Genomic DNA, 22,685 nt, shown 5'->3' with positions numbered 1-22,685 from the left:
ACGGCACAGGAGCGCTCGCGTGGCTGAGGCCCGGGTGGACGACCAGGCGGCCCGGGACGCGGACGCCGCGCTGGCCGACCTGTGGGCCCGGTACGTCGCGGGCCGGGACGGCGGCCTGCGGGACCGGCTGATCCTGCACTACGCCCCCCTGGTCAAGTACGTGGCCGGGCGGGTCGGCTCCGGCCTCCCCGCGCACGTGGAGCAGGCCGACCTGGTCTCCTACGGCACGTTCGGCCTGATCGACGCGATCAGCCGCTACGAGCCCTCGCGCGAGGTCAAGTTCGAGAGCTACGCGATGGCCCGCATCCGCGGCGCGATCATCGACGAGCTGCGCTCCACCGACTGGATCCCGCGCTCGGTGCGGATGAAGGCCCGGGAGTTCGAGCGCACCGTGGCGTCGCTGGAGACCACGCTGCAGCGCAGCCCCACCGACAGCGAGGTCGCCGACGCGATGGGCGTCGAGGTGGAGGAGATCCGCAAGTTCCTCGGCCAGCTCTCGCTGGTCAACGTGGTGGCCCTCGACGAGCTCCTGGGCGACGACGACGGCGGCGCGCCGCGGCTGGTCGACACCCTCAAGGACACCTCCGCGCTGGACCCGCAGGCGATGGCCGAGCACGGCGAGGCCCGCCAGCTGCTGGCCCGCGCGGTGGAGCAGCTGCCCGACCGGGAGAAGGTCGTGGTGAGCCTCTACTACTTCGAGGGCCTCACCCTGGCCGAGATCGGCCGGGTGCTCGGGGTGACCGAGAGCCGGATCTGCCAGCTGCACACCAAGGCCGTGCTGCACCTGCGCACCAAGCTCGCCGACATCGCCTGAGCGCCGGTACCGCCGGGGGACACATCCCGGCGTAGCACCCCCCTCGACCCGGGTAGCGCGCCGTGGTGGACCAGCTGACCGGACCCCGCCGCCCCGCCCCGCCCACCGTCGTCGACGCCACCCCGCTCTGGGTGGACTCACGCCTGCGGTACGAGCTGGGCCTGCGGGTCGAGGGGGCGGCGCTGGCCCGCCTGGGTGCGCACGGGGCCCGGTGCCTGGACGTCGGCACCGGCCGCCGCGGCCTCGGTGCGCGGGTCGCGGTCTCCGCCCTGGGCGCCACCGCGGTCCGCGCGGTCGACCTGCACCCGGCCTCGGTCGAGGCGGCCCGGCGTGCCCTGGCCGACCTGGGCGACCGGGTCACCGTCGAGCGCGCCGACGCGGCCGCGCTGCCGGTGGGCTCCGCCAGCCAGGACCTCGTGGTCTCGATGCACACGCTGCACCACGTCCCGGACTGGCCGGCCGTGGTCGCCGAGTACGCCCGGGTGCTCCGGCCCGGCGGGCAGCTGGCCTACGCCGAGCTGACGTCGGCGCTGATCGACGCCCGGTGGTTCCGCCTGCTGTCCCGGCACCCGGCGGACCGGTTCACCGAGGACGACCTGCTCCGCGGGCTGGAGGAGGCCGGCTTCGACGTCCCCGCGCGGACGCACCGCAGCCGGGTCGGGGGACGGTGGCTGCTGGGCGTGGCCACCCGCCGGTGACCGGGTCGGCGCGGGACGTGCTGACCCGGGCGCTCCGCCTGCTGGTCCGCCACCGCCGCACCGCCTACCTGACCGCCGCGCTGGCCACGGCGGTCAACACCGTCCCCGACGTCGTCCGTCAGCTCCTGGTCCGGGACGACCCCAGCCGCTGGCACGCGCTGGCGGTCGACGTCGTCGGCGTGCTGACCGCGGTCCTCGCGCAGCTGTGGGTCACCGGTGCCCTGGTGGACCTGCCCGGGGGAGGGGTGGCGCGTCGCCGCGGGGCCCTCGCCCGGGGCACCCGCGTGGGTCTGCGGGCGGTCCGCGCGGCACCGGCGACGGTGCTGGCCGGGGTCGTCGCCGGGGGTGCGGTCTCGGCGGTCCTCACCCTGCCGGCCTCGGTCGCGGCGCTCGGGGCGGGCCAGGTGCTCGGCCCGCTGCGGGACCCGGACGCCGGCGCCTTCGCCGTCGCCACCGTCAGCGACGTCGTGGCCAGCGCCGCCACCTTGCCCTTCCTGGCGCTGGTCCTGGTGCTGGTCGGCGCCGGCAGGGTTCGGGACGGGGGCGACCGGGTTACCGGGGAGCCATGACCGATCCCTGGGCCACCACCCGCCTGTCCGTCGGCTCCCTCTCGATGTGGCTGGGCACGGTCGCCCTGTTCGCACCGCGGCGGATGGCCCGGCTGCTCGGGGTGCACCCCCGGGCGACGGAGCACGACCGCGCCCTGCCGTTGCTGGTCCGGCTCGTCGCCGCCCGCAACATCGCCATGGGTGCGGCCGTGCTGGTCAGCCCGCCTCCCCAGGCGCAGCGCACCACCGAGGTGACCCTGCTGCTGACCGGCATCGACGCGGCTGCGGTCCTGGTGGCCACGCGGAAGTCCGACACCGCGACCCGCAGCGCGGTGCTGTCCCTGCTGGTCCTCGCCACCAGCGCTGCCGGGGCCCTGCGCTGGCACCGTCGGTGAGCACGCCGACCGACGACGGGGTGCAGCAGGCGGTCGAGGGCGAGCTCGCCCTGCTGCGGCCGCAGGTGCGGTCCTCGGCGCAGGCCGGGGAGCTCCTGCACCCGGACTTCGTGGAGTTCGGGTCCTCCGGCCGGGTCTGGACCAGGCCGGAGATCGTGGCGGCGATGGCGGGGGAGCTGTCCCTGGCCGGCGTCGAGCTGGTCGTGTCCGGCATGGGCGGCACCCGGCTGGCCGACGACGTCGTCCACCTGACCTACCGCACCGAGCGCGACGGGGTGGCCGTGGGGCGCAGCTCGGTCTGGCGGCGCACGGGCGACCGCTGGCAGATCTGGTTCCACCAGGGCACGCCGCTCAGCCCCACGGCAGCAGCCGCACCCGCGGAGGGGTGAGCAGCAGCAGCGGGTCCAGGTAGGTCTCCCCGGTCCGGGCACCCCAGTGCAGGCAGGCCTCGACCGGGCAGCCCGCGTGACCGGCCAGCAGCACGCCGACCGGTGCGCCCCGGGCCACCGGCTGCCCGGCCGCCACGGTCGGCTGCACCGGCTCGTAGGTGGTCCGGACGCCGTCGGGGTGGTCGACGCTGACCACCGGTCGGCCGGCCACCATGCCGGCGAAGGCCACCACGCCCGCGCCCGCGGCGAGCACCGGGGCACCGGCCGGGCCGGCCAGGTCCACCCCGCGGTGGCCGGGCCCGTACGTGCTGGCCGGCGGTGCGAACGGGCGGGTCACCGACGGCGTCCCCGCCAGCGGCCAGCCGTAGGTCCCGACCGGCACGGGCGGCGCGGCCACCGCCGGGGCGGCCCCGGTGAGCAGGGCGCCGGTCAGCGCGGCGAGCAGGACCAGGCGCAGCACGGGCATGACCGCAGGGTGCCGCGGAGGACCGCCCGGCAGGGCCGGCGAGGCCCGGCTGTGGACGGCGGGCCCGGCTGTGGAGGACCGCGGTCGGGGGTCCCCGGGGTGCGGGTATGCTCGCCCCTGCGACCGGTCTCGCGACCGGTCGACTTCGCGCGTCCTCCTCCCACCGCCACGCGGTGGGGCGGATGCCACCTCGGTCCCGCTCCGGCGGGGGAGTGGCCCGCTCAGGACGCCAGGGCGGTGCACCACCCGGTGCCCGCGACAACCGAGTAGCGCGGTGGACCGGCCGGAGGGTCGGGTGCCGCGCGTGCACACAGAGAGGCGGCGCCACGTGGCAGTCGTCAGCATGAAGAACCTGCTCGACAGCGGGGTCCACTTCGGGCACCAGACCCGTCGCTGGAACCCGAAGATGAAGCGCTTCATCTTCACCGAGCGCAACGGCATCTACATCATCGACATCCAGCAGACGCTGGGCTACATCGACCAGGCCTACGAGTTCGTGAAGCAGACCGTCGCCCACGGCGGTTCGATCATGTTCATCGGGACCAAGCGCCAGGCCCAGGAGGCCATCGCCGAGCAGGCGACCCGCGTCGGCATGCCCTACGTGAACCAGCGCTGGCTGGGCGGGATGCTCACCAACTTCCAGACCGTCTACAAGCGGCTGGAGCGCCTCAAGGAGCTCGAGGACCTCGAGCAGACCGGTTCGCTGGTCAGCCTGTCCAAGAAGGAGCAGCTGGTCCTCTCCCGCGAGAAGGCCAAGCTGGAGCGCTCCCTCGGCGGTATCCGCGACATGAAGAAGGTCCCCAGCGCCGTCTGGGTCGTGGACACCAAGAAGGAGCACATCGCCGTCGGCGAGGCCCGCAAGCTGGGCATCCCCGTCGTGGCGATCCTGGACACCAACTGCGACCCCGACGAGGTCGACTACAAGATCCCGGGCAACGACGACGCGATCCGCAGCGCCGCCCTGCTCACCCGGGTGATCGCCGACGCCGTCGCCGAGGGCCTCATGGCTCGCTCCGCCGCGCAGGCCAACGCCGGTCGCGGTGAGGACGGCGCTGCGCCGGCCGCCGCCGACGCCGAGCCGCTGGCCGACTGGGAGAAGGAGCTGCTGACCGGTGGTCAGGGCGCCGACGCCGCTGCGCCGGCCGACAGCTCGGTCCCGGCCGACGCCGCTGCCGAGACCCCGGCGGAGACCCCTGCCGAGGTCCCCGCGGTGACCGAGGCCGACCAGGCGCCGAACGCCGGCGACCCGGCCGTCACCGAGATCGTGCAGGACAGCACCACCCAGGCGTGACCCGACGGCGCCGCCGTCCGTCCACCCGGGCGGACGGCGGCGCCGCGGCATGTCCCCCCACACCCAGCACAGAAGAGGAAGTGACATGGCTGCTGTCACAGCGACCGACGTCAAGCGTCTGCGCGACGCCACCGGCGCCGGCATGATGGACTGCAAGAAGGCCCTGACCGAGTCCGACGGCGACTACGACAAGGCCGTCGAGCTCCTGCGCGTCAAGGGCGCCAAGGACGTGGGCAAGCGCCTGGAGCGCTCGACCACCAACGGCCTGGTCGTCACCCGCGACGGCGCGATGCTCGAGCTCGACTGCGAGACCGACTTCGTCGCCAAGAACACCGACTTCGCCGCGCTGGCCGAGCGACTGCTCGACATCGCGCTGCAGAGCAAGCCGGCCGACGCCGCTGCGCTGCTGGCCACCGAGGTCGACGGCCAGACCGTGGAGAAGCTCGTCGAGGGCGAGTCCGCCCGCATCGGCGAGAAGCTCGTGCTCTCCCGCTTCACCGTCTTCGACGGCCCGACCGCGGTCTACCTGCACAAGCGGGCCACGGACCTGCCCCCGGCCATCGGCGTCGCGGTGCAGTACTCCTCGGGCACCGAGGAGGCCGCCCGGTCGCTGGCGATGCACATCGCCGCTGCCCGTCCGCGCTTCCTCACCCGCGACGAGGTCCCGGCCGAGGCCGTCGAGACCGAGCGCCGCGTCGCCGAGCAGACCGCGAAGGAGGAGGGCAAGCCGGAGCAGGCGATCACCAAGATCGTCGAGGGCCGGGTGAACTCCTACTACAAGGACTTCGTGCTCCTCGAGCAGCCCTCCATCACCGAGCCCAAGCGCACGGTGAAGCAGGTCATCGACGAGGCCGGCCTGACCGTGGACCGGTTCGCCCGGTTCGAGGTCGGCCAGAGCTGACAGCAGGACCCGCACGTCGCCACGGATGAGGACCACGTGACCCAGACCCCCGCACTGCCGCTCTCGGCCCCCACCGCCTTCCAGGCCGCCGGGGCCGGCGGCTACGACCGGGTGCTGCTCAAGCTCTCCGGTGAGGCCTTCGGCGGAGGTGGGGTCGGGGTCGACCCGACCATCATCCGCGACATCGCCGAGCAGCTGGCCGTCGTCGTCTCCCGGGGCACCCAGGTGGCCATCGTCGTCGGCGGCGGCAACTTCTTCCGCGGCGCCGAGCTCTCCCAGGCGGGCATGGACCGCGGGCACGCCGACTACATGGGCATGCTCGGCACGGTCATGAACTGCCTGGCCCTGCAGGACTTCTGCGAGAAGGCCGGCATCGAGACCCGGGTGCAGACCGCCATCACGATGGGTCAGGTCGCCGAGCCCTACATCCCGCGCAAGGCCATGCGGCACCTGGAGAAGGGCCGCGTGGTCATCTTCGGCGCCGGCGCCGGCATGCCGTACTTCTCCACCGACACCGTGGCCGCCCAGCGGGCCCTGGAGATCGAGTGCCAGGTGCTGCTGATGGCGAAGAACGGGGTGGACGGCGTCTACGACGACGACCCCCGCACCAACCCCGCCGCCACGATGTACACCGACCTGGACTACGCCACGGTGCTCACCGACCAGCTGGCCGTCGCCGACGCGACCGCGATCAGCCTGTGCATGGACAACCGCATGCCGATCGTCGTGTTCAACCTGCTCCGCGACGGCAACATCGCCCGCGCGGTGGCGGGTGAGAGGATCGGCACGCTGATCAGCCGGTCCGCCTGAGGCCCAGCCCGCACGACCAGAACAGACCGGCCGCAGGGCCGCAGGAGGAGAACAACGTGATCGACGACACCCTGCTCGACGCCGAGGACAGGATGGACAAGGCGCTCTCCGTGGCCCGCGAGGACCTCGGCTCCGTGCGCACCGGCCGGGCCGCCCCGTCGATGTTCAACCGCATCGTGGTCGAGTACTACGGCGCGATGACCCCGGTCCCGCAGATGGCCTCCATCACCGTGCCCGAGGCCCGCATGGCGGTCATCAAGCCCTACGACGCCGGCCAGCTGGGCGCCATCGAGAAGGCGATCCGCAACTCCGACCTGGGCGTCAACCCGACCAACGACGGCCAGCTGATCCGGGTCAACTTCCCGCAGCTGACCGAGGAGCGTCGCCGCGACCTGGTCAAGCAGGCCCGCAGCAAGGGCGAGGACGCCAAGATCGCGATCCGCAACGTCCGCCGCCGGGCCAAGGAGGAGCTGGACCGGATCAACAAGGACGGCGAGGCCGGCGAGGACGAGGTGCGCCGCGCGGAGAAGGAGCTCGACGACCTCACCGCCCAGCACATCACCGGCATCGACGACGCGATGAAGAACAAGGAAGCCGAGCTGCTCGAGGTCTGACCGACCCCCGCCGCCACCGCCGATGGCCTCCTCACCGCACCCGCAGCCCGGTCCCGACGGACCGGGCTCCGGCCGTTCCCGGCTGGCCGAGCCCACCACCGAGGCCCTGCCGCTGGTCGGCCGGCCGGCGCCGGCCGCGGACGGCCCCCGGCCGGAGATCCCGCCACCGGCCAACCCCGCCGACGACGGCGACGAGCCCCCGCTGACCGCGCTGCCCGACGCCCTGGGCGCCGAGGCCACCGGCGAGCCGCCGGCCGACACCCCCAGCGGGGCACCGCGGACCAGCCGGACCGGTCGCAACCTGGGTGCGGCGATCGGGGTCGGCGCCGGCATGGGGGCGGTGGTCATCGCCTCCCTGTTCCTGTACCGGCCCTCGTTCCTGCTGGTCGTGGCGCTGGCCGTGGTGGTCAGCGTGACCGAGCTGGTGCGGGCGCTGGACCGGGGCGGCTACCGGCCGCCGCTGCCGCCGGTGCTGGTCGGCGGGCTGCTGATGGTGGGCCTGGCCTGGACCCGCGGCGCCTCGGGCCTGGTCGTCGCCTTCCTGCTCACCGTGCTGGCCGTGCTGCTCTGGCGGCTGGGCGACGGCCCGGTGGGCTACCTGCGCGACGCCTCCGCGGCGGTTCTGGTGGCGCTGTACGTCCCGTTGCTGGCCGGGTTCGCCGTCCTGCTGCTGACCCCGGCGGACGGCACGGCCCGGGTGCTGCTGTTCATCGCCACCGTGGTCTGCAGCGACGTCGGCGGCTTCGCCGCCGGCGTGCTGTTCGGCAAGCACCCGATGGCCAAGTCGATCAGCCCGAAGAAGTCCTGGGAGGGCTTCGCGGGCTCGGTGCTGGCGTGCGCGGTCATCGGCACCCTGGTCATCACGCTGACCTTCCACGGGCCCTGGTGGGGCGGCATCGCCTTCGGGGTGGCCATGGCGGCCACCGCCACCCTCGGCGACCTCGCCGAGTCGCTGATCAAGCGCGACCTCGGGATCAAGGACATGGGCACGATGCTGCCCGGGCACGGCGGCCTGATGGACCGGATGGACTCGTTGCTGCCCTCGGCCGTGGTGGCCTACCTGCTGCTCACCGCGATCGTCCCGGGCTAGAGCGCCGGCAGGTCGGTCGCCGTCCGCGGCTCCGGCCACGGCACGGCCCGCACCACCGCGGCGGCGGGCAGCCGACCGTAGAGGTGCGGGAAGCGCATGGACTCCGGGTCACCGGGGACGCCGGGCTCGTAGCGCACCGGGTCGGTCAGCCGGTCCTCGTCCACCACGAGCAGCAGGACGTCGTCCCGGCCGGCGAACAGCCGCTGGGCCGGCAGGTGGACCTGGTCGGGTGTAGACAGGTGCACGAAGCCGACCTCGGGCAGCGGGTCGACACCGCCCCGGGCGGCAGCGGTGTCCCAGTCCTCGACGGTGCACAGGTGCAGCAGCACGCCGCCAACCTAGGCTGCCCGCGATGGACCAGCAGCCCGACCCCACCGACGACCCCGGTCCGGTCGACGAGCCCGACCAGGTCGGCGAGCCAGGCCCCACCGAGTGGCCGACGTCGGTCGGGGTCGGTCCGTGGGCCGGGCCGTGGCCGACGGACCCTAGGTACGACCCGCAGCTGCTGGCCGAGGGCGACCGTCGCAACGTCGTCGACGGCTACCGGTACTGGACCGTCGAGGCGGTGGTGGCCGACCTGGACCGCCGGCGGCACCCCTTCCACGTGGCCATCGAGAACTTCGGCCACGACCTGAACATCGGGACGGTGGTGCGCACCGCCAACGCGTTCCTGGCCGCCGAGGTCCACGTGGTCGGCCGCCGCCGCTGGAACCGCCGGGGGGCCATGGTCACCGACCGCTACCAGCACCTGCGCCACCACCCCGACGTCGCCGCGCTGCTGGACCACGCCCGCGCCGAGGGGCTGGCCGTGGTCGCGGTGGACAACGGTCCCGGCGCCGTGCCGCTGGAGACCGCCGACCTGCCGGCGGCCTGCGTGCTGCTCTTCGGCGAGGAGGGACCCGGCCTCACCCCCGAGGCGCGGGCCGGCGCCGACCTGACGGTGGCGATCGCCCAGTTCGGGTCCACCCGGTCGCTGAACGCCGGGGTGGCGGCCGGGATCGCGATGCACGCCTGGATCCGGCAGCACACCAGCCCCACCGGTCACGGCGGCTGACCGCACCCCGGCCCGGGCCGTGGCGCCTCCCGCGTCGGGCGCCGGTGGTCGGTCAGCATGGCCTGCGTCCGGGACCCGCCGGGCCGGAGGGAGGTCCCGTGAGCAGCTCCGTGGTGCCGCGGCCCGGACCGGCCTGGGACGACGGCTGGTTGCCCGAGTGGCTCACCGCGGGGGACGCCGTCGCCCCGTCCGACGCCGCCGGGGACCCCGTCCCGGAGGTCCCGGCGGTCGACCCGCCCCCTGCCCGGTCCCCGGGCTCGGTGGGCCGCCTGGTCGTGGCCACCGGTGCGGTGGTGCTGGTCGTCCTCGCCGCCGTCCTGGCGTCGCTGGGCAGCCCGACGGCCCCGGCACCCGCGTCCGCCGCCGTCCCCGCCGCGGCGGGCACCGCGGGGACGGCGGTCCCGCTGGCCCAGGGCGACCCCGCCCCGCCGACCGCCCCGGCGGTGGCTCCGTCGTCGACGCCGGTCGCCGACGCCACCTCGCCGGCCGTGCCGCGACCGTCCGCCGGAGCCGTCGACGCAGTCCCTGCTGCCCCCGCGCTGCCGGCGGTCCCCACCCCGGACCCGACCGCAGCACCGTCGCCCCCGGCAGCGGGGCCGGCGGACCCGGCCGTGGTCCCCGTGGTGGTGCCCACCGACGCGGGCCCGACCGCGCCCACCACCAGCGCCTCGGGCCCCGGCCCTGCCGACCCGGGGACGCCCGACCCGGGCACGGACCCGGCGTCGACCGACCCGGCGACGTCCTCCGCGCCCACCACCGCAGCACCCACCGAGCAGCCCACGGCGCCGTCGGCCGGGCCGACGACCGACCCCGCCGGGCCGGTGACGACCGACCCGCCGGTCTGAGCCGGGACCGATCTCACCGTCCCGACGAGGACACGGGGCACCTGCCGGTGGGACAGTGGTGCGGTCATGACTGCTGAAACCACCGCTCCCCGGGCCCCGCTGCCCCTGGTCTTCGACGCCCCCCGCCGGGCGGTGAAGCCTCCGCGGCACCTCGCCGACCTGACCCGCGAGCAGGCCCGCGCGGCCGTCGTCGAGCTGGGCCACCCGGCCTTCCGGGCCGACCAGCTCGCTCGCCACTACTACGCCGGGGTGACCGACCCCGCGGCGATGACCGACCTGCCGGCGGCGACCCGCACCGAGCTCGTCGAGGCGCTGCTGCCGGGGCTGCTGACCGTCGTCCGGCACCAGAGCGCGGACGGCGGCCGGACCCGCAAGACCCTCTGGCGGCTGCACGACGGCGCCCTGGTGGAGAGCGTGCTCATGCGCTACCCCGACCGGGCCACCGTGTGCATCTCCAGCCAGGCCGGCTGCGGCATGGCCTGCCCGTTCTGCGCCACCGGGCAGGGCGGGCTGACCCGCAACCTGTCCGCGGCCGAGATCATCGGCCAGGCGGTCGCGGCGGCCGCGGCGATGGCGAACGGGGAGATCCCCGGGGGCCCCGGCCGGTTGTCCAACGTGGTCTTCATGGGCATGGGCGAGCCGTTGGCGAACTACAACCGGGTGCGCACCACCCTCGGCGCGCTGCTCGCGCCGGCGCCCTACGGCCTGGGCCTGGCCCAGCGCTCGGTCACCGTGTCGACCGTGGGCCTGGTCCCGGCGATCCGCCGGCTGACCGAGGAGGGCCTCAACCTGACCCTGGCGGTCAGCCTGCACGCGCCCGACGACGAGCTGCGCAACACCCTGGTGCCGGTCAACACCCGGTGGAACGTCACCGAGGTGCTCGAGGCCGCCGACGCCTACGCCCGGAAGACCGGTCGCCGGTACTCCATCGAGTACGCGCTGATCCGGGACGTCAACGACCAGCCCTTCCGGGCCGACCTGCTCGGGTCACGGCTGGCCAAGCGGCTCGCGCACGTGAACCTGATCCCGCTCAACCCGACGCCGGGGAGCCAGTGGGACGCCAGCCCGCTGCCGGCCCAGCGCGAGTTCGTGGCCCGGCTCCGCGCGCACGGCGTCTCGACGACGGTGCGCGACACGAGGGGCCAGGACATCGACGGCGCGTGCGGCCAGCTGGCGGCCAGCGAGGACGTCGGTGTGCCCGGCGTGGCCCTGCCCCAGCCGCAGCTCGAGCCCACCGTGGAGCTGGGCGCCGAGTCCGACGACTGACCTGCTCGGCTCCGTCCGCCCACGGGGCGGACGGAGCCGGTCGGTCACTTGGAGCGCCAGGCGTTCTTCCGGCGGCGCCAGTCCCACACCAGGATCACCAGCAGGATGACGACGAAGGCGTTGAGCCAGATGTTCTCGACGTCGCCCTCGTGGTTGGTGAACTGCATCGAGAAGAGCACCAGCGCGGCGACGAAGACGCCGATGCGGCCCTTGCGGCCGGTCTCGCCGTGCCAGCCCCAGTCCTCGGGGCGGTCGATGTCGTGGACCGGCTCGGAACCCGCCCGGACGATCGCCTCCTCGCGGTTGGACTGGGCGACGACGGTCGCGCTGGTCTGCTGGCCGAGGTGGTCGTTCGCGCTCACCGCCCCATCATGGCAGGCGCACACCCGCCGCACCCGGCAGCCGGGCGGGTCGGCCAGGATGGCCGCATGAGCGAGCCCCGCACGGTCACCGTCCTGGGGTCCACCGGCTCCATCGGCACCCAGGCGATCGAGGTGGCCCGGGCCAACCCGGACCGTCTCCGGATCACCGGCCTGGCCGCGGGGGGCAGCGACATCGCCCTGCTGGCCGAGCAGGCGCTGACCCTCGGGGTCGACACGGTGGCGGTCGCCCCGGCGACCGCGGCCCAGGACCTGCAACTGGCCTTCTACGCCACCGCCCAGCAGCGCGGCTGGGCGACGGGGGACTACCGGCTGCCCGAGATCCTGGCCGGCCCCCGCGCCGCCGAGGAGCTGGCGATCCGCCCGGCCGACGTCGTCCTCAACGGCATCACCGGCTCCATCGGGCTGGGCCCGACCCTGGCCGCGCTGGGTGCCGGGCGCACCGTCGCGCTGGCCAACAAGGAGTCCCTCGTCGCCGGCGGCGCCCTGGTCACGGCCGCGGCGGCCCCCGGCCAGCTGGTGCCGGTGGACTCCGAGCACTCCGCGCTGGCCCAGTGCCTGCGCGGCGGTGCCCGCGGCGAGGTGGCCCGGCTGGTGCTCACCGCCAGCGGCGGGCCCTTCCGCGGCCGCAGCGCCGCCGAGCTCACCGACGTGACGGTCGAGCAGGCCCTGGCCCACCCGACGTGGGCGATGGGGCCGGTGGTGACCATCAACAGCGCCACCCTGGTCAACAAGGGCCTGGAGCTGATCGAGGCGCACCTGCTCTTCGACGTGCCCTACGCCGACATCGACGTCGTGGTCCACCCGCAGTCGATCGTGCACTCGATGGTCACCTTCGCCGACGGCGCGACCATCGCCCAGGCCAGCCCGCCGGACATGCGGCTGCCGATCGCCCTGGCGCTGGCCTGGCCCGACCGGCTGCCGCACGTGCAGCCGGCCCTGGACTGGTCGGCCGCGCAGTCCTGGGAGTTCGCCCCGCTGGACGCCGAGGCGTTCCCCGCCGTGCGGCTGGCCCGGGCGGCCGGGGAGGCCGGCGGCGTGGTGCCCGCGGTGTTCAACGCGGCCAACGAGGAGGCGGTGGCCGCGTTCGTGGCGGGTCGCCTGTCGTTCCCAGGGATCGTGCAGACGATCGCGCGTACCCTCGACGCGGCGCCGGACCTCGGCGTCCCCACCCGTGTCGAGGACGTGCTGGCCGCCGAGAGGTGGGCCCGGGAGCACGCCCGCCGCACCGTCGCCGGAGGTTGAGCTGACCGGGTTCCTGCTGACCGTCCTGGGGATCGTCGCCTTCTTCGCCGGGTTGCTGTTCTCGATCGGCTTCCACGAGTTCGGCCACTTCTACTGGGCGCGGAAGTTCGGCATGCGCGTGCCGCAGTTCATGGTCGGCTTCGGGCCGACCCTGTTCTCCCGCCGTCGCGGCGAGACCGAGTACGGCGTGAAGTGGATCCCGCTGGGCGGCTACATCCGCATCGTCGGCATGATCCCGCCGGCCGAGGCGGGCGAGAGCAAGCGCGCCACCCGCATGCGCAGCTTCATCGCCGAGGTCCGCGGCGCGGCGCTCAACGACGTCCTGCCCACCGACGGCGACCGGGTCTTCTACAAGAAGCCCTGGTGGCAGCGGGTGGTCGTGATGTCGGCCGGTCCGCTGCACAACCTGCTGCTGGCCGTCGTGCTGTTCACCATCACGCTCACCGCGATCGGCACCCAGGTGCTCACCACGACCCTGGCGTCGGTGCCCGCCTGCGTGATCCCGTCCAACGCGGAGACCCTGACCCAGGACTACACCGACGCCCAGCGCTGCTCCACCCCGCTGGTGACCACCGGCGCGGACGCCGGCCAGGTCTGCGAGGAGGGGACGGCGGACTGCGCCGTGCCGGCCGCGAGCCCCGCGGCCGAGGCGGGCCTGGAGCCCGGCGACACCATCACCGCGATCGACGGCCAGCGTCTGGACCCGACCGGTTGGGACTCCTGGACGACGGTGCAGACCGCCGTCCGCGGGGCGCCCGACCGGCAGCTCACCCTCACCGTCGAGCGCGACGGGCAGGAGCGCCAGGTCGAGATCACCCCGATCCCGAACACCGTGGCCGACCTGGACGGCGAGGGCACGGTCACCGCCGGCTACCTCGGCGTCAGCCCGGCCGACACCCTGGCCCGGCAGTCGATCACCGAGGTGCCGGCCTACTTCGGCAACATCGTGGCCCGCTCGGTGGACCGCCTGCTGGAGATCCCGCAGCGCATCCCGGCGCTGTTCGGCGCGGCCTTCCTCGGCGACGAGCGCGACGAGAACGGCCCGATCGGCATCGTGGGCGTCGGCCGCATCTCCGGCGAGGTGTTCTCCCTCACCCAGTTCAGCGGCCTGGAGAAGCTCAGCTTCTTCCTCGGCCTGCTCGCCAGCGTCAACCTGGTGCTGTTCCTGTTCAACCTGCTGCCCATCTACCCGCTGGACGGCGGGCACGTGGCCGGCGCCCTGTACGAGAAGGCCCGGTCCACCGTGGCCAGGATGCGGGGCAAGGCTGACCCGGGCCCGTTCGACATCGCCCGGCTGATGCCGGTGGCCTACCTGGTCGCCGGCTTGTTCATCGCGCTGTCGGGTCTGCTGCTGGTGGCCGACATCGTCAACCCCATCACGCTGCAGTAGAGGACACTGGGAATCGTGAGCGTCTCCCTCGGCATGCCTGCCCCACCGCCCCCCGTCCTGGCCCCGCGACGCAAGACCCGTCAGCTGGACGTCGGCGGGGTCGGCGTCGGCAGCGACTCCCCGGTCAGCGTGCAGTCGATGTGCACGACCAAGACCGCCGACATCAACGCCACGCTGCAGCAGATCGCCGAGCTGACCGCCTCGGGCTGCCAGATCGTGCGGGTCGCCGTCCCGGACACCGACGACGCCGAGGCGCTGCCGATCATCGCCAAGAAGTCGCAGATCCCGGTCATCGCCGACATCCACTTCCAGCCGCGGTACGTGTTCGCCGCGATCGAGGCCGGCTGCGCCGCCGTCCGGGTGAACCCGGGCAACATCAAGAAGTTCGACGACAAGGTCGGCGACATCGCCCGCGCGGCCAAGGAGCACGGCACGCCGATCCGGATCGGGGTCAACGCCGGCTCGCTGGACAAGCGGCTGCTGGAGAAGTACGGCAAGGCCACCCCCGAGGCGCTGGTGGAGTCCGCGCTGTGGGAGTGCTCGCTGTTCGAGGAGCACGACTTCCGCGACATCAAGATCTCGGTCAAGCACAACGACCCGGTCGTCATGGTGCGGGCCTACGAGCTGCTGGCCCAGCAGTGCGACTACCCGCTGCACCTGGGCGTGACCGAGGCCGGTCCGCAGTTCCAGGGCACGATCAAGTCCGCCGTGGCCTTCGGCGCGCTGCTGAGCCAGGGCATCGGCGACACCATCCGCGTCTCGCTGTCCGCGCCCCCGGTCGAGGAGGTCAAGGTCGGCCTGCAGATCCTGGAGTCGCTGAACCTCAAGCCGCGCCGGCTGGAGATCGTGTCCTGCCCGTCGTGCGGGCGCGCCCAGGTCGACGTCTACAAGCTGGCCGACGAGGTCACCGCCGGGCTCGAGGGCATGGAGATCCCGCTGCGCGTGGCCGTCATGGGCTGCGTCGTCAACGGCCCCGGCGAGGCCCGCGAGGCCGACCTGGGTGTGGCCTCCGGCAACGGCAAGGGCCAGATCTTCGTCAAGGGCGAGGTCGTCAAGACCGTGCCCGAGTCGATGATCGTGGAGACCCTCATCGAGGAGGCGTTCCGGATCGCCGAGCAGCAGGCCGACGCGGGCGTGGCCTCCGGCGCGCCCACCGTCAGCGTCTCCTGACCCGGTGACCGTGCTGGGCGCCCGGGCCGCCCGGGTGCTGGACGCCTCCGACGAGCGGGCGGTGCGCGAGCTGCTGGACACCGACCCGGTGGCCACCTGCATGCTCGCCGGCCGGGTCGAGACCCACGGCGTGGACCCGGCGTCGCTGGGCGCCCCGCTGTGGGGCGTGGGGGCGCCGGGCCGGCTGGACGCGGTCTGCCTGGCCGGGGCGAACCTGATCCCGTTCGCCCGGCCGGGCACCGAGGTCGAGGCCGCCCGGGCCTTCGCCGACCGCGCCCGACGGGCCGGCCGACGGTGCTCGACCATCGTCGGCCCGGTGGCCGCCGTCGCCCCGCTGTGGGACCGGCTGGCCCCGCACTGGGGTCCTGCCCGCGACATCCGGCCGCGGCAGCCCCTGCTGGCCATCGACGGGCCCCCGCTGGTGGCCGCCGACACCCGGGTCCGCCCGGTCCGGCTGGCCCAGCTGGAGACCCTGCTCCCGGCGGCCATCGCGATGTTCACCGAGGAGGTCGGGGTGAGCCCGCTGCGGGTGGACGGCGGCGCCGGCTACCGGGCCCGGGTCACCGAGCTGGTGCGGGCCGGTCAGTCCCTGGCCTGGATCGAGGACGGCGCCGTGGTGTTCAAGGCCGAGGTGGGCGCGGTCTCCCGCCGGGCCTGCCAGGTGCAGGGCGTGTGGGTGGCCCCCGAGCACCGCGGCCGGGGGATCGGCCAGGCGGGCACCGCCGCGGTCGTCGAGTACGCCCGCCGGTCCATCGCCCCGGTGGTCAGCCTGTACGTCAACGACTTCAACGCCGCGGCCCGCGCGGCCTACCACCGGGTGGGCTTCCGCGACGCCGGCACGTACGCGTCGGTGCTCTTCTAGGACCGTCGGGGTCCCGTGCCAGAGTGCAGGGGTGAGCACACGACGGGGCGCGGTCCTGCTGGTGACGACGGCCCTGCTGGCCGTGCCGGTGCTGGCCGCCTGCTCCTCCGACGACCCCGCCGACGGCGCCCGGTCGGCCGCGCAGGCGTTCCTGGACGCCTGGACCGGCGGGGACCTCGAGGGCGCGGCCGGCGACACCGACGACCCGGCCACGACCACCGCGCTGCTGCAGCAGACCGCCACCGACCTGCCCGACGCCACCCTGGCCGCCGACCTCGGCGAGGTGACGGTCACCGGGGACGACGAGACCGCCGCCACCGCCGGGTGGACGGCGACCTGGGACCTCGCGGCGGCCCCCGACTGGACCTACACGGCCACCCTCGACCTCACCCGGGCCGACGCCGATGCCGACTGGCAGGTCGTCGCCGAGCCCACCGTGGTGCACCCGGAGCTGGGAGTGGGCCAGCACCTGCAGCTGTCGCGGGCCCTGCCCGAGCGGGCCGCGATCACCGACGCCTCCGGCGCCCCGCTGTTCACCGAGACCGAGGTGGTGAACGTCGGCGTCGACAAGGCCCAGGTCACCGACCTGCCGACGCTGGCCGCGGCGCTGGGCGCGGCCACCGGCATCGACCCGGCCACCATCACCACCGACGTCGAGGCCGCGGGCGAGGGCCAGTTCGTCCCGGTGATCACCCTGCGCCGTCCGGACTTCGAGGCCATCCGGGCCCAGGTGTTCGACCTGCCCGGGGCGGTCTTCCCGACCTCCACCCGCGTGCTGGCCCCCACCGCGCAGTTCGGCGCCGCCCTGCTGGGCCGGGTCGGCGACGCCACCGCCGAGGCGATCGAGGAGACCCCCGGCGAGGACGGCCAGCCGCTCTACGCCGCCGGGGACTCCCTGGGCCTGTCCGGGCTGCAGCGCGCCTACCAGGAGCAGCTCACCGGCACCGCCGGCTTCACGGTGTCCGTGATCAGCCTGGACACCAGCACCGGCGACACCGGCACGGTCGTGGGCTCGGTCGACCCGGTGCCCGGCACGCCGGTGCAGGTGCCGCTGGTCCCGGCGATCCAGTCCGCGGCCGACGCCGCGGTCGCCGGGCAGTCCCTGGCCACCCACGTCGTGGTGGTGCGCCCGGGCACCGGCGAGGTCCTGGCGGTGAGCTCGAACGCGGCCGCCAACCCGGCGAACGCGCTGAGCGGGCAGTTCCCGCCCGGCTCGAGCATGAAGACGATCACCGCGACCGCCCTGCTGCAGGCCGGCGCGGTCACCCCCGACACCGCGGTCGCCTGCCCGGGCACCACCACCGTCGACGGGCGCGAGTTCGAGAACGAGGACCAGTTCGACCTGGGCACCGTGCCGTTCACCGAGGCCTTCGCGCAGTCGTGCAACACCACCTTCATCCAGCAGGGCCTGACGCTGCCCGACGACGCGCTCAGCGCGGCGGCGGCGAGCTACGGGGTGGGCACCGACTGGCAGCTGCCGGTCGGCATCTTCTCCGGCAGCGTGCCGGCGACCAGCACGGGAACGACGAAGGCCGCCGACGCCATCGGCCAGGGCGAGGTGCTCATGAGCCCCGCGCAGCTGGCCCTGGTGGCCGCGGGCATCGCCAGCGGCACCCCGGCCGCGCCGGTCGAGGTGGTCGGCGCCGACCCGGCCGGTGCCGCGCCGGCCGGCCCGGGCCAGGCGGTGCTGGACCAGCTGCGGCCGATGATGCGCCAGGTGGTGCTCTCCGGGACGGCGACCGGGCTGGCCGGGCAGGGCGAGGTCTACGGCAAGACCGGCACCGCCGAGTTCGGCACGAACACGCCGCCGGACTCGCACGGCTGGTTCGTCGGCTACCAGCTCGGCGGGCCGCAGGGCGACATCGCCTTCGCCGTCCTGGTGGAGGCCGGGCAGTCCAGCAGCGTCGCCGTCCAGGTGGCCGACGCCTTCCTCGCCGGGCTGGGCTAACCGCCGGGGTTGAGCACCTGGTTGCCGATGATGACCGCCGAGATGCCGCCGAAGACCAGGACCGCGACGACCATCACGACCAGGCGGTAGCCGCGCACCCGGATGGCCTTCGGCAGCGCGGTCCGGTTGAGGCGGATCAGCAGGATCGAGTAGACGAACATCATGAAGCCGCCGACCACGGAGCTGATCACCAGCAGCACCAGCGGCTGGTCGAAGCCGGACAGCAGCACCACGGCGCCGACGACGAGCAGGCCCCAGACGACGGTGGAGTAGATCCGGCTCTCGCTCCAGCGCTGCGACCCGGCCAGGTAGGTCACCTTGACGGTGTCGGCCACCAGCCGGGCTGTGTAGTCGCAGATGCCCAGGGCGGCCGCGTACAGCGACACCGCGCCGATCCACCAGAAGAACGTGCCGAACCAGCTGCCCACGGTGTCGGTGAGCACCTGGCCCTCGGTCTGCAGGAAGCTGATGTCGTTGCCGGGGGTGTCGGCGCCGAACACCGTGGCGTAGGCGATGACCGACGTCGCCGAGATGGTCAGCCAGGTCAGGAACCAGAAGCTGACCATCTGCTCGGTGTTGGCGACCCGCCACCAGCCCTTCCAGCGCCGCAGGTTCTCCGGCGTGGCCGGGAACAGGAAGCCCGTGGACGGCTTCGCCTGGTCCTCGCCGGTGACGGGGGAGACCAGGCGGGGGATCCGGGCACCCATGCCGAAGCCCTTGTCCCGGATCCAGTTGCTCTGCACCAGGTTCTGCCCGCCGCCCCCGCCGGCGAACGCCAGCGCGCCCAGCACCAGCGCCAGGCCGAGCTGGCTGGGCACCGACCCGAAGTCGGTGACGACCCGGCGGGTCTCGGCCACGTCGTCGGCCCCCACGACGGCGACGAACGCGATCACGATGAACGCCAGCACCGCGCCGACCTTGACGAACTCGATCCGCTCCACGGCGGTGTAGACCACCGGCGACAGCGTCAGCACCAGCCCGATCGAGCCCAGCATCAGCAGGGCGATGAGGGTGACGTCCCCGCCGCCGACCGCGTAGGTCAGCACCGTGGCCGAGCTGGTCGCCCACCCGGGCCACAGGTTGGCCAGGATCGTCAGCAGCCCGAAGACCAGGCCCCAGTGCCGCCACAGCCGGGAGAACCCGGTCAGCGCCGTCTCCCCGGTGGCCAGGGTGTACCGCTCGATCTCCATGTTGATGAACAGCTGCAGGGTCACCCCGACGAACGCCGCCCACAGGAACGACAGCCCGACCTCGCTGGCGATGTAGGGGTAGAGCACGAACTCACCCGACGCCAGCCCGATGCCCGCGCCGATGACGCCGGGGCCCAGGACCTTCCGCAGCGGCCGGGGCTCGGGCAGGTCGGCGGTCCCCGGCAGGGGCAGGGCACCCCGGGCGGTGGGGAACCGGCGTCCGGGTTCCTGGGCGGCGAGGGGGTCGGTCTCGGGCTCGGCCATGCCGCCGATCATCGGGGCCGCACAGCCGGCTCGCAGGTTCAGGCCGCGGGCAGGCCCGGGGTCGCCGTCGTCACCGGGGTGACCCCGGCCTGCGGCCGCCAGGACACCGCGCGCACCTCCGCGGCGCAGGCGGCGGCCACGGCGGTCTCGCGCACGGAGCGCTCGGCGGCCTGGTCCAGGACCCAGACCCAGGCCGACGTCGTGCCCTCCTCCAGGGTGACCGCCAACCGGGCGGCGTCGACGGCGGACAGCACCGGGAACGGCAGCTGGTAGGCCGCCTGTGTCGGCACCGGGTCGGCGCCCCGTGCGGTCAGCACGGCGGCCACCTGGTCCCGCAGGTCGCGGTGGGACTCGGCGGCCGCGACGACCGGGGTGCGGTCGGCACCGGCCAGGGCCGCGCCGACGGTGCCGTAGCCCCAGACGGCGGCGTGCTCGGCGGCCAGCGCCTCCTGCAGCGCGGCGGTCTCGGCGCGGGCGGACCCGGCCTCGCCGTCGTCGGAGGAGGACGTGGACGCGGGGGAGGGGGACGGGGAGGTCATGCCAGCTGCCCGTCCTGGCCGCGCAGCCCGGCGGCGATGCTGCCCAGCAGGGCCGCCCGGGCGCCGGTGAAGTCCAGGCAGGCGGTGGCGTGCGACTGCGCCGCCGCGGCGACCTGGGCGCGCAGGTCCGCCCGGGGGTCGCCCGTCGCCGCCGGCGCCGTCCCGCCCGAGGGGGTCGCCGACCCGGTGACCGAGGGGGCCGCCGCCCGCAGCCGGTCGAGCTGGGCCTGCGCCTGGTCGGCCAGCGCGGTGGCCGCGGCCGCCAGGTCCGGCGCCGCGGTGAACGCGGTGGCGTAGGCGGCCACCAGCTGCTCCTGCACCGCCACCTGCTCGGCGAGCTGGTCCACCTGGGCCGGGGTGACGGCGTCGGCGCCGGGCGGGGCGTCGGTGCACCCGGCGACCACCGCCAGCAGCGGGAGGGCCCCGGCGGCGACCAGCAGCGACCGGCGGGACAGCGTGCCCGCGGCGGCCGGGTGGACGGGGCGGGTGGACATCGGGCACATCCTGGCAGCAGCCCCGGGGCCGGGCACGCCCGCCGGGCCGGGAGCGGGCCCGCGGGCGGTACCGTGGGGCTTCCGTCGCGGCTCCCCGCGACCGTCGCCGCGTCCGGTGCCCGCTCCCCGGTCCGCCCGGGACGCGCACCGGTCCGCCACCAGCCCGCCCGAGGAGGCCCCCGGTGTCCACGTCCGGCTCCCGCTCCGGTCCCGTCGCCGCCCAGCGGCTCACCGGCTGGTTCACCCCGGTGGTCACCGCCGCCGGCTACGACCTCGAGGACCTCGACGTCCGGGCCGCCGGCACCCGGTCGGTGGTGCGGGTCGTCGTGGACCGGGACAGCGGCGTGAGCCTGGACGACGTCGCCGAGGTCAGCCGCGCGCTGTCCGACGTGCTCGACGTCCAGGACGACGACCCGGGCCGCTCGCCCTACGTCCTGGAGGTCACCAGCCCCGGCGTGGACCGGCCGCTGACCCTGCCCCGGCACTGGCGGCGCAACGTCGGCCGGCTGGTCACCACCAGCGTCGGCGGCGCCGAGGTGCTGGGCCGGGTCGTGTCGGTCGACGACGCCGAGGGCGTGACCCTGGCGGTCGAGAAGGGCGGGGCCAAGAAGGGCCAGGTCCGCAAGGCCGCCGGCGACCGCACGCTGGGCTGGGACGAGCTCGGCGAGGGCCGGGTGCAGGTCGAGTTCAACCGCCCGGCCGGCCACCGCGACGAGCACCTGGTGCACGAGGGACCCGCGGACGACGACGACGAGCCGCTCACCGCCGACGACGTCGACGAGCTGGACGACGGCACAGACGAGCAGGACGACGCGCACGACGGGGCCGCCGACGCGGCCCAGGACCAGGACCAGGAGAGACAGTGAACATCGACGTGACCGCCCTCAAGGCGGTCGAGCGCGAGAAGGGCATCCCGGCCGACACCGTGCTGCAGGCGATCGAGACCGCGCTGGTCACCGCCTACCGGCACGCCGAGGGTGCCGCCAAGCACGTCCGCGTGCAGATCGACCGCAAGAGCGGCGAGGTCGCCGTGCTGGCCCAGGAGCTGGGCGAGGACGGCGAGGTCGTGCACGAGTGGGACGACACCCCCACCGACTTCGGCCGGATCGCGGCCAGCACCGCCAAGCAGGTCATCGTGCAGCGGCTGCGCGACGCCGAGCACGAGAAGACCTTCGGCGAGTACATCGGCAAGGAGGGCGACATCGTCGGCGGCGTCGTCCAGGCCCACGAGCGCCGCAACAGCGAGGGCACCGTCCTGCTGGACATCGGCAAGGTGGAGGCGAACCTGCCCTCCACCGAGCAGGTCCCGGGCGAGACCTACCCGCACGGCAGCCGGCTGAAGGCCTACGTCGTGTCGGTCGCCCGCACGTTCCGCGGGCCGCAGGTCACCATCTCCCGCAGCCACCCCAACCTGGTGCGCAAGCTGTTCGCCCTCGAGGTCCCCGAGATCGCCGACGGCAGCGTCGAGATCGTGGCGGTCGCCCGCGAGGCCGGTCACCGCTCGAAGATCGCCGTCCGCACCTCGGTGCCCGGGCTGAACGCGAAGGGCTCCTGCATCGGCCCGATGGGCCAGCGGGTGCGCAACGTGATGAGCGAGCTGCACGGCGAGAAGATCGACATCGTGGACTGGTCGGACGACGAGGCCACCTTCGTCGCCTCCGCGCTGTCCCCGGCCCGGGTGACGAGCGCCCGGGTGGTCGACCCGGCCGCCCGCGCGGTGCGCGTCGTCGTCCCGGACTACCAGCTGTCGCTGGCCATCGGCAAGGAGGGCCAGAACGCCCGCCTGGCCGCCCGCCTGACCGGCTGCCGGATCGACATCCGCAGCGACGCCCAGCCCGAGTCCGAGGACACCGTGTCCCCGGGCGTCGGCCGGGCCCCGCTCCGCTCGGCCCCGCGGCCGGCGGGGGAGACCGGTGGCCTGCCCGGTCGGGGTGGCCCCCAGCGCGGCGGCCCGCGGGACGCCCGCGGGGGTCCCGTCCGACGGCCGGAACACCGCGGGCCGTCGGCGCGCTAGACTCGTCG

Annotated in this window: 26 protein-coding genes; 20 read left to right on the top strand and 6 right to left on the bottom strand. The window is 74.6% G+C overall.

Annotation, left to right across the window (positions count from 1 at the left end; all coding sequences use genetic code 11):
- The first annotated feature begins 19 nt into the window (after positions 1–19).
- From whiG to UXQ13_RS05680, 5 genes are all read left to right on the top strand, one after another.
- Positions 20–814 (top strand): RNA polymerase sigma factor WhiG, encoded by a 795-nt coding sequence (whiG, locus tag UXQ13_RS05700; RefSeq protein WP_225234953.1) that lies wholly within the window; start codon positions 20–22, stop codon positions 812–814.
- A gap of 65 nt (positions 815–879) precedes the next feature.
- Entirely contained in the window at positions 880–1,512 is a 633-nt protein-coding gene (locus tag UXQ13_RS05695) for a class I SAM-dependent methyltransferase (RefSeq protein WP_336391921.1), read from the top strand.
- A complete protein-coding gene (locus UXQ13_RS05690; RefSeq protein ID WP_336391920.1) occupies positions 1,482–2,081 on the top strand; it encodes a hypothetical protein in 600 nt (199 codons plus the stop codon). Before UXQ13_RS05695 ends, UXQ13_RS05690 begins: the two co-directional genes overlap by 31 nt.
- Entirely contained in the window at positions 2,078–2,455 is a 378-nt protein-coding gene (locus UXQ13_RS05685; protein ID WP_336391919.1) for a DUF4267 domain-containing protein, read from the top strand. Before UXQ13_RS05690 ends, UXQ13_RS05685 begins: the two co-directional genes overlap by 4 nt.
- Positions 2,452–2,844 (top strand): nuclear transport factor 2 family protein, encoded by a 393-nt coding sequence (locus UXQ13_RS05680; protein WP_336391918.1) that lies wholly within the window; start codon positions 2,452–2,454, stop codon positions 2,842–2,844. Before UXQ13_RS05685 ends, UXQ13_RS05680 begins: the two co-directional genes overlap by 4 nt.
- Here UXQ13_RS05680 and UXQ13_RS05675 read toward each other — a convergent pair.
- Positions 2,807–3,310 (bottom strand): M23 family metallopeptidase, encoded by a 504-nt coding sequence (locus UXQ13_RS05675; protein WP_336391917.1) that lies wholly within the window; start codon positions 3,308–3,310, stop codon positions 2,807–2,809. The genes UXQ13_RS05680 and UXQ13_RS05675 overlap by 38 nt on opposite strands.
- Positions 3,311–3,638: 328 nt before the next feature.
- Here UXQ13_RS05675 and rpsB point away from each other — a divergent pair, with 328 nt between their 5' ends.
- From rpsB to UXQ13_RS05650, 5 genes are all read left to right on the top strand, one after another.
- Complete coding sequence (rpsB, locus tag UXQ13_RS05670) at positions 3,639–4,601, top strand: 30S ribosomal protein S2 (protein ID WP_225234959.1); 963 nt, start codon at positions 3,639–3,641, stop codon at positions 4,599–4,601.
- An 85-nt stretch (positions 4,602–4,686) separates the two neighbouring features.
- Positions 4,687–5,502: a translation elongation factor Ts gene (tsf, locus tag UXQ13_RS05665; RefSeq protein WP_336391916.1), complete on the top strand. Its 816-nt coding sequence runs from the start codon at positions 4,687–4,689 to the stop codon at positions 5,500–5,502.
- Positions 5,503–5,538: 36 nt separating this feature from the next.
- Positions 5,539–6,312: a UMP kinase gene (pyrH, locus tag UXQ13_RS05660; protein WP_263639390.1), complete on the top strand. Its 774-nt coding sequence runs from the start codon at positions 5,539–5,541 to the stop codon at positions 6,310–6,312.
- A 56-nt stretch (positions 6,313–6,368) separates the two neighbouring features.
- Positions 6,369–6,926, top strand: coding sequence for a ribosome recycling factor (gene frr, locus UXQ13_RS05655; RefSeq protein WP_225234961.1), 558 nt, complete (start codon positions 6,369–6,371; stop codon positions 6,924–6,926).
- A gap of 22 nt (positions 6,927–6,948) precedes the next feature.
- Positions 6,949–8,016 carry a phosphatidate cytidylyltransferase gene (locus UXQ13_RS05650; protein WP_336391915.1) on the top strand — a complete coding sequence of 356 codons (1,068 nt, stop codon included), beginning with the start codon at positions 6,949–6,951 and terminating at the stop codon, positions 8,014–8,016.
- Here the strand turns inward: UXQ13_RS05650 and UXQ13_RS05645 are convergent.
- Entirely contained in the window at positions 8,013–8,345 is a 333-nt protein-coding gene (locus tag UXQ13_RS05645) for a DUF952 domain-containing protein (protein WP_336391914.1), read from the bottom strand. The genes UXQ13_RS05650 and UXQ13_RS05645 overlap by 4 nt on opposite strands.
- 23 nt (positions 8,346–8,368) lie before the next feature.
- Here UXQ13_RS05645 and UXQ13_RS05640 point away from each other — a divergent pair, with 23 nt between their 5' ends.
- The 3 genes from UXQ13_RS05640 to rlmN all read left to right on the top strand — a co-directional run bounded on the left by UXQ13_RS05640 (position 8,369) and on the right by rlmN (position 11,181).
- Positions 8,369–9,070 carry a TrmH family RNA methyltransferase gene (locus UXQ13_RS05640; protein WP_336391913.1) on the top strand — a complete coding sequence of 234 codons (702 nt, stop codon included), beginning with the start codon at positions 8,369–8,371 and terminating at the stop codon, positions 9,068–9,070.
- A gap of 98 nt (positions 9,071–9,168) precedes the next feature.
- A complete protein-coding gene (locus UXQ13_RS05635; protein ID WP_336391912.1) occupies positions 9,169–9,915 on the top strand; it encodes a hypothetical protein in 747 nt (248 codons plus the stop codon).
- 66 nt (positions 9,916–9,981) lie between these two features.
- Entirely contained in the window at positions 9,982–11,181 is a 1,200-nt protein-coding gene (gene rlmN / locus UXQ13_RS05630; RefSeq protein ID WP_336391911.1) for a dual-specificity RNA methyltransferase RlmN, read from the top strand.
- A gap of 44 nt (positions 11,182–11,225) precedes the next feature.
- On the opposite strand, the gene UXQ13_RS05625 is transcribed toward rlmN, so the two are convergent.
- Positions 11,226–11,543 (bottom strand): DUF2631 domain-containing protein, encoded by a 318-nt coding sequence (locus UXQ13_RS05625; protein ID WP_225234966.1) that lies wholly within the window; start codon positions 11,541–11,543, stop codon positions 11,226–11,228.
- A gap of 66 nt (positions 11,544–11,609) precedes the next feature.
- On the opposite strand from UXQ13_RS05625, the gene dxr reads away from it, so the two are divergent.
- The 5 genes from dxr to UXQ13_RS05600 are packed head-to-tail and all read left to right on the top strand — an operon-like array spanning position 11,610 to position 18,176.
- Positions 11,610–12,806, top strand: coding sequence for a 1-deoxy-D-xylulose-5-phosphate reductoisomerase (dxr, locus tag UXQ13_RS05620; protein WP_336391910.1), 1,197 nt, complete (start codon positions 11,610–11,612; stop codon positions 12,804–12,806).
- Positions 12,736–14,196 (top strand): M50 family metallopeptidase, encoded by a 1,461-nt coding sequence (locus UXQ13_RS05615; RefSeq protein WP_225234968.1) that lies wholly within the window; start codon positions 12,736–12,738, stop codon positions 14,194–14,196. The genes dxr and UXQ13_RS05615 overlap by 71 nt, the downstream gene beginning before the upstream one ends.
- A 15-nt stretch (positions 14,197–14,211) precedes the next feature.
- Positions 14,212–15,366, top strand: coding sequence for a flavodoxin-dependent (E)-4-hydroxy-3-methylbut-2-enyl-diphosphate synthase (gene ispG / locus UXQ13_RS05610; protein ID WP_225234969.1), 1,155 nt, complete (start codon positions 14,212–14,214; stop codon positions 15,364–15,366).
- Between the two features lie 4 nt (positions 15,367–15,370).
- Positions 15,371–16,228 carry a GNAT family N-acetyltransferase gene (locus UXQ13_RS05605; RefSeq protein ID WP_336391909.1) on the top strand — a complete coding sequence of 286 codons (858 nt, stop codon included), beginning with the start codon at positions 15,371–15,373 and terminating at the stop codon, positions 16,226–16,228.
- A 31-nt stretch (positions 16,229–16,259) separates the two neighbouring features.
- A complete protein-coding gene (locus UXQ13_RS05600; RefSeq protein ID WP_336391908.1) occupies positions 16,260–18,176 on the top strand; it encodes a penicillin-binding transpeptidase domain-containing protein in 1,917 nt (638 codons plus the stop codon).
- Here the strand turns inward: UXQ13_RS05600 and UXQ13_RS05595 are convergent.
- The 3 genes from UXQ13_RS05595 to UXQ13_RS05585 are packed head-to-tail and all read right to left on the bottom strand — an operon-like array spanning position 18,173 to position 20,663.
- Positions 18,173–19,630 carry an Nramp family divalent metal transporter gene (locus UXQ13_RS05595; RefSeq protein ID WP_336391907.1) on the bottom strand — a complete coding sequence of 486 codons (1,458 nt, stop codon included), beginning with the start codon at positions 19,628–19,630 and terminating at the stop codon, positions 18,173–18,175. The genes UXQ13_RS05600 and UXQ13_RS05595 overlap by 4 nt on opposite strands.
- Before the next feature lie 38 nt (positions 19,631–19,668).
- On the bottom strand, positions 19,669–20,169 hold the full coding sequence (locus UXQ13_RS05590; RefSeq protein WP_336391906.1) for a ferritin-like domain-containing protein: 501 nt from the start codon (positions 20,167–20,169) through the stop codon (positions 19,669–19,671).
- A complete protein-coding gene (locus UXQ13_RS05585) occupies positions 20,166–20,663 on the bottom strand; it encodes a hypothetical protein (protein WP_336391905.1) in 498 nt (165 codons plus the stop codon). Before UXQ13_RS05585 ends, UXQ13_RS05590 begins: the two co-directional genes overlap by 4 nt.
- 182 nt (positions 20,664–20,845) lie before the next feature.
- Here UXQ13_RS05585 and rimP point away from each other — a divergent pair, with 182 nt between their 5' ends.
- Together rimP and nusA are read left to right on the top strand one after the other, a co-directional pair.
- Positions 20,846–21,529 (top strand): ribosome maturation factor RimP, encoded by a 684-nt coding sequence (gene rimP, locus UXQ13_RS05580; protein ID WP_336391904.1) that lies wholly within the window; start codon positions 20,846–20,848, stop codon positions 21,527–21,529.
- Positions 21,526–22,677: a transcription termination factor NusA gene (gene nusA / locus UXQ13_RS05575; RefSeq protein WP_225234976.1), complete on the top strand. Its 1,152-nt coding sequence runs from the start codon at positions 21,526–21,528 to the stop codon at positions 22,675–22,677. Before rimP ends, nusA begins: the two co-directional genes overlap by 4 nt.
- Positions 22,678–22,685 lie beyond the last annotated feature (8 nt).

This window comes from Klenkia terrae, assembly GCF_037083865.1.
Lineage (GTDB): Bacteria > Actinomycetota > Actinomycetes > Mycobacteriales > Geodermatophilaceae > Klenkia > Klenkia terrae.
The sequence above is the reverse complement of the archived record's forward strand: the minus strand, read 5'-3'. Positions and strand labels throughout refer to the sequence as shown.

Bases quoted from the DNA above. Each gene is read 5' to 3' on its own strand.
- UXQ13_RS05685 (WP_336391919.1), top strand. From the start codon at position 2,078: ATGACCGATCCCTGGGCCACCACCCGCCTGTCCGTCGGCTCCCTCTCG.
- UXQ13_RS05675 (WP_336391917.1), bottom strand. From the start codon at position 3,310: ATGCCCGTGCTGCGCCTGGTCCTGCTCGCCGCGCTGACCGGCGCCCTG.
- tsf (WP_336391916.1), top strand. From the start codon at position 4,687: ATGGCTGCTGTCACAGCGACCGACGTCAAGCGTCTGCGCGACGCCACC.
- UXQ13_RS05650 (WP_336391915.1), top strand. From the start codon at position 6,949: ATGGCCTCCTCACCGCACCCGCAGCCCGGTCCCGACGGACCGGGCTCC.
- UXQ13_RS05640 (WP_336391913.1), top strand. From the start codon at position 8,369: ATGGACCAGCAGCCCGACCCCACCGACGACCCCGGTCCGGTCGACGAG.
- rlmN (WP_336391911.1), top strand. From the start codon at position 9,982: ATGACTGCTGAAACCACCGCTCCCCGGGCCCCGCTGCCCCTGGTCTTC.
- dxr (WP_336391910.1), top strand. From the start codon at position 11,610: ATGAGCGAGCCCCGCACGGTCACCGTCCTGGGGTCCACCGGCTCCATC.
- UXQ13_RS05595 (WP_336391907.1), bottom strand. From the start codon at position 19,630: ATGGCCGAGCCCGAGACCGACCCCCTCGCCGCCCAGGAACCCGGACGC.
- UXQ13_RS05590 (WP_336391906.1), bottom strand. From the start codon at position 20,169: ATGACCTCCCCGTCCCCCTCCCCCGCGTCCACGTCCTCCTCCGACGAC.
- UXQ13_RS05585 (WP_336391905.1), bottom strand. From the start codon at position 20,663: ATGTCCACCCGCCCCGTCCACCCGGCCGCCGCGGGCACGCTGTCCCGC.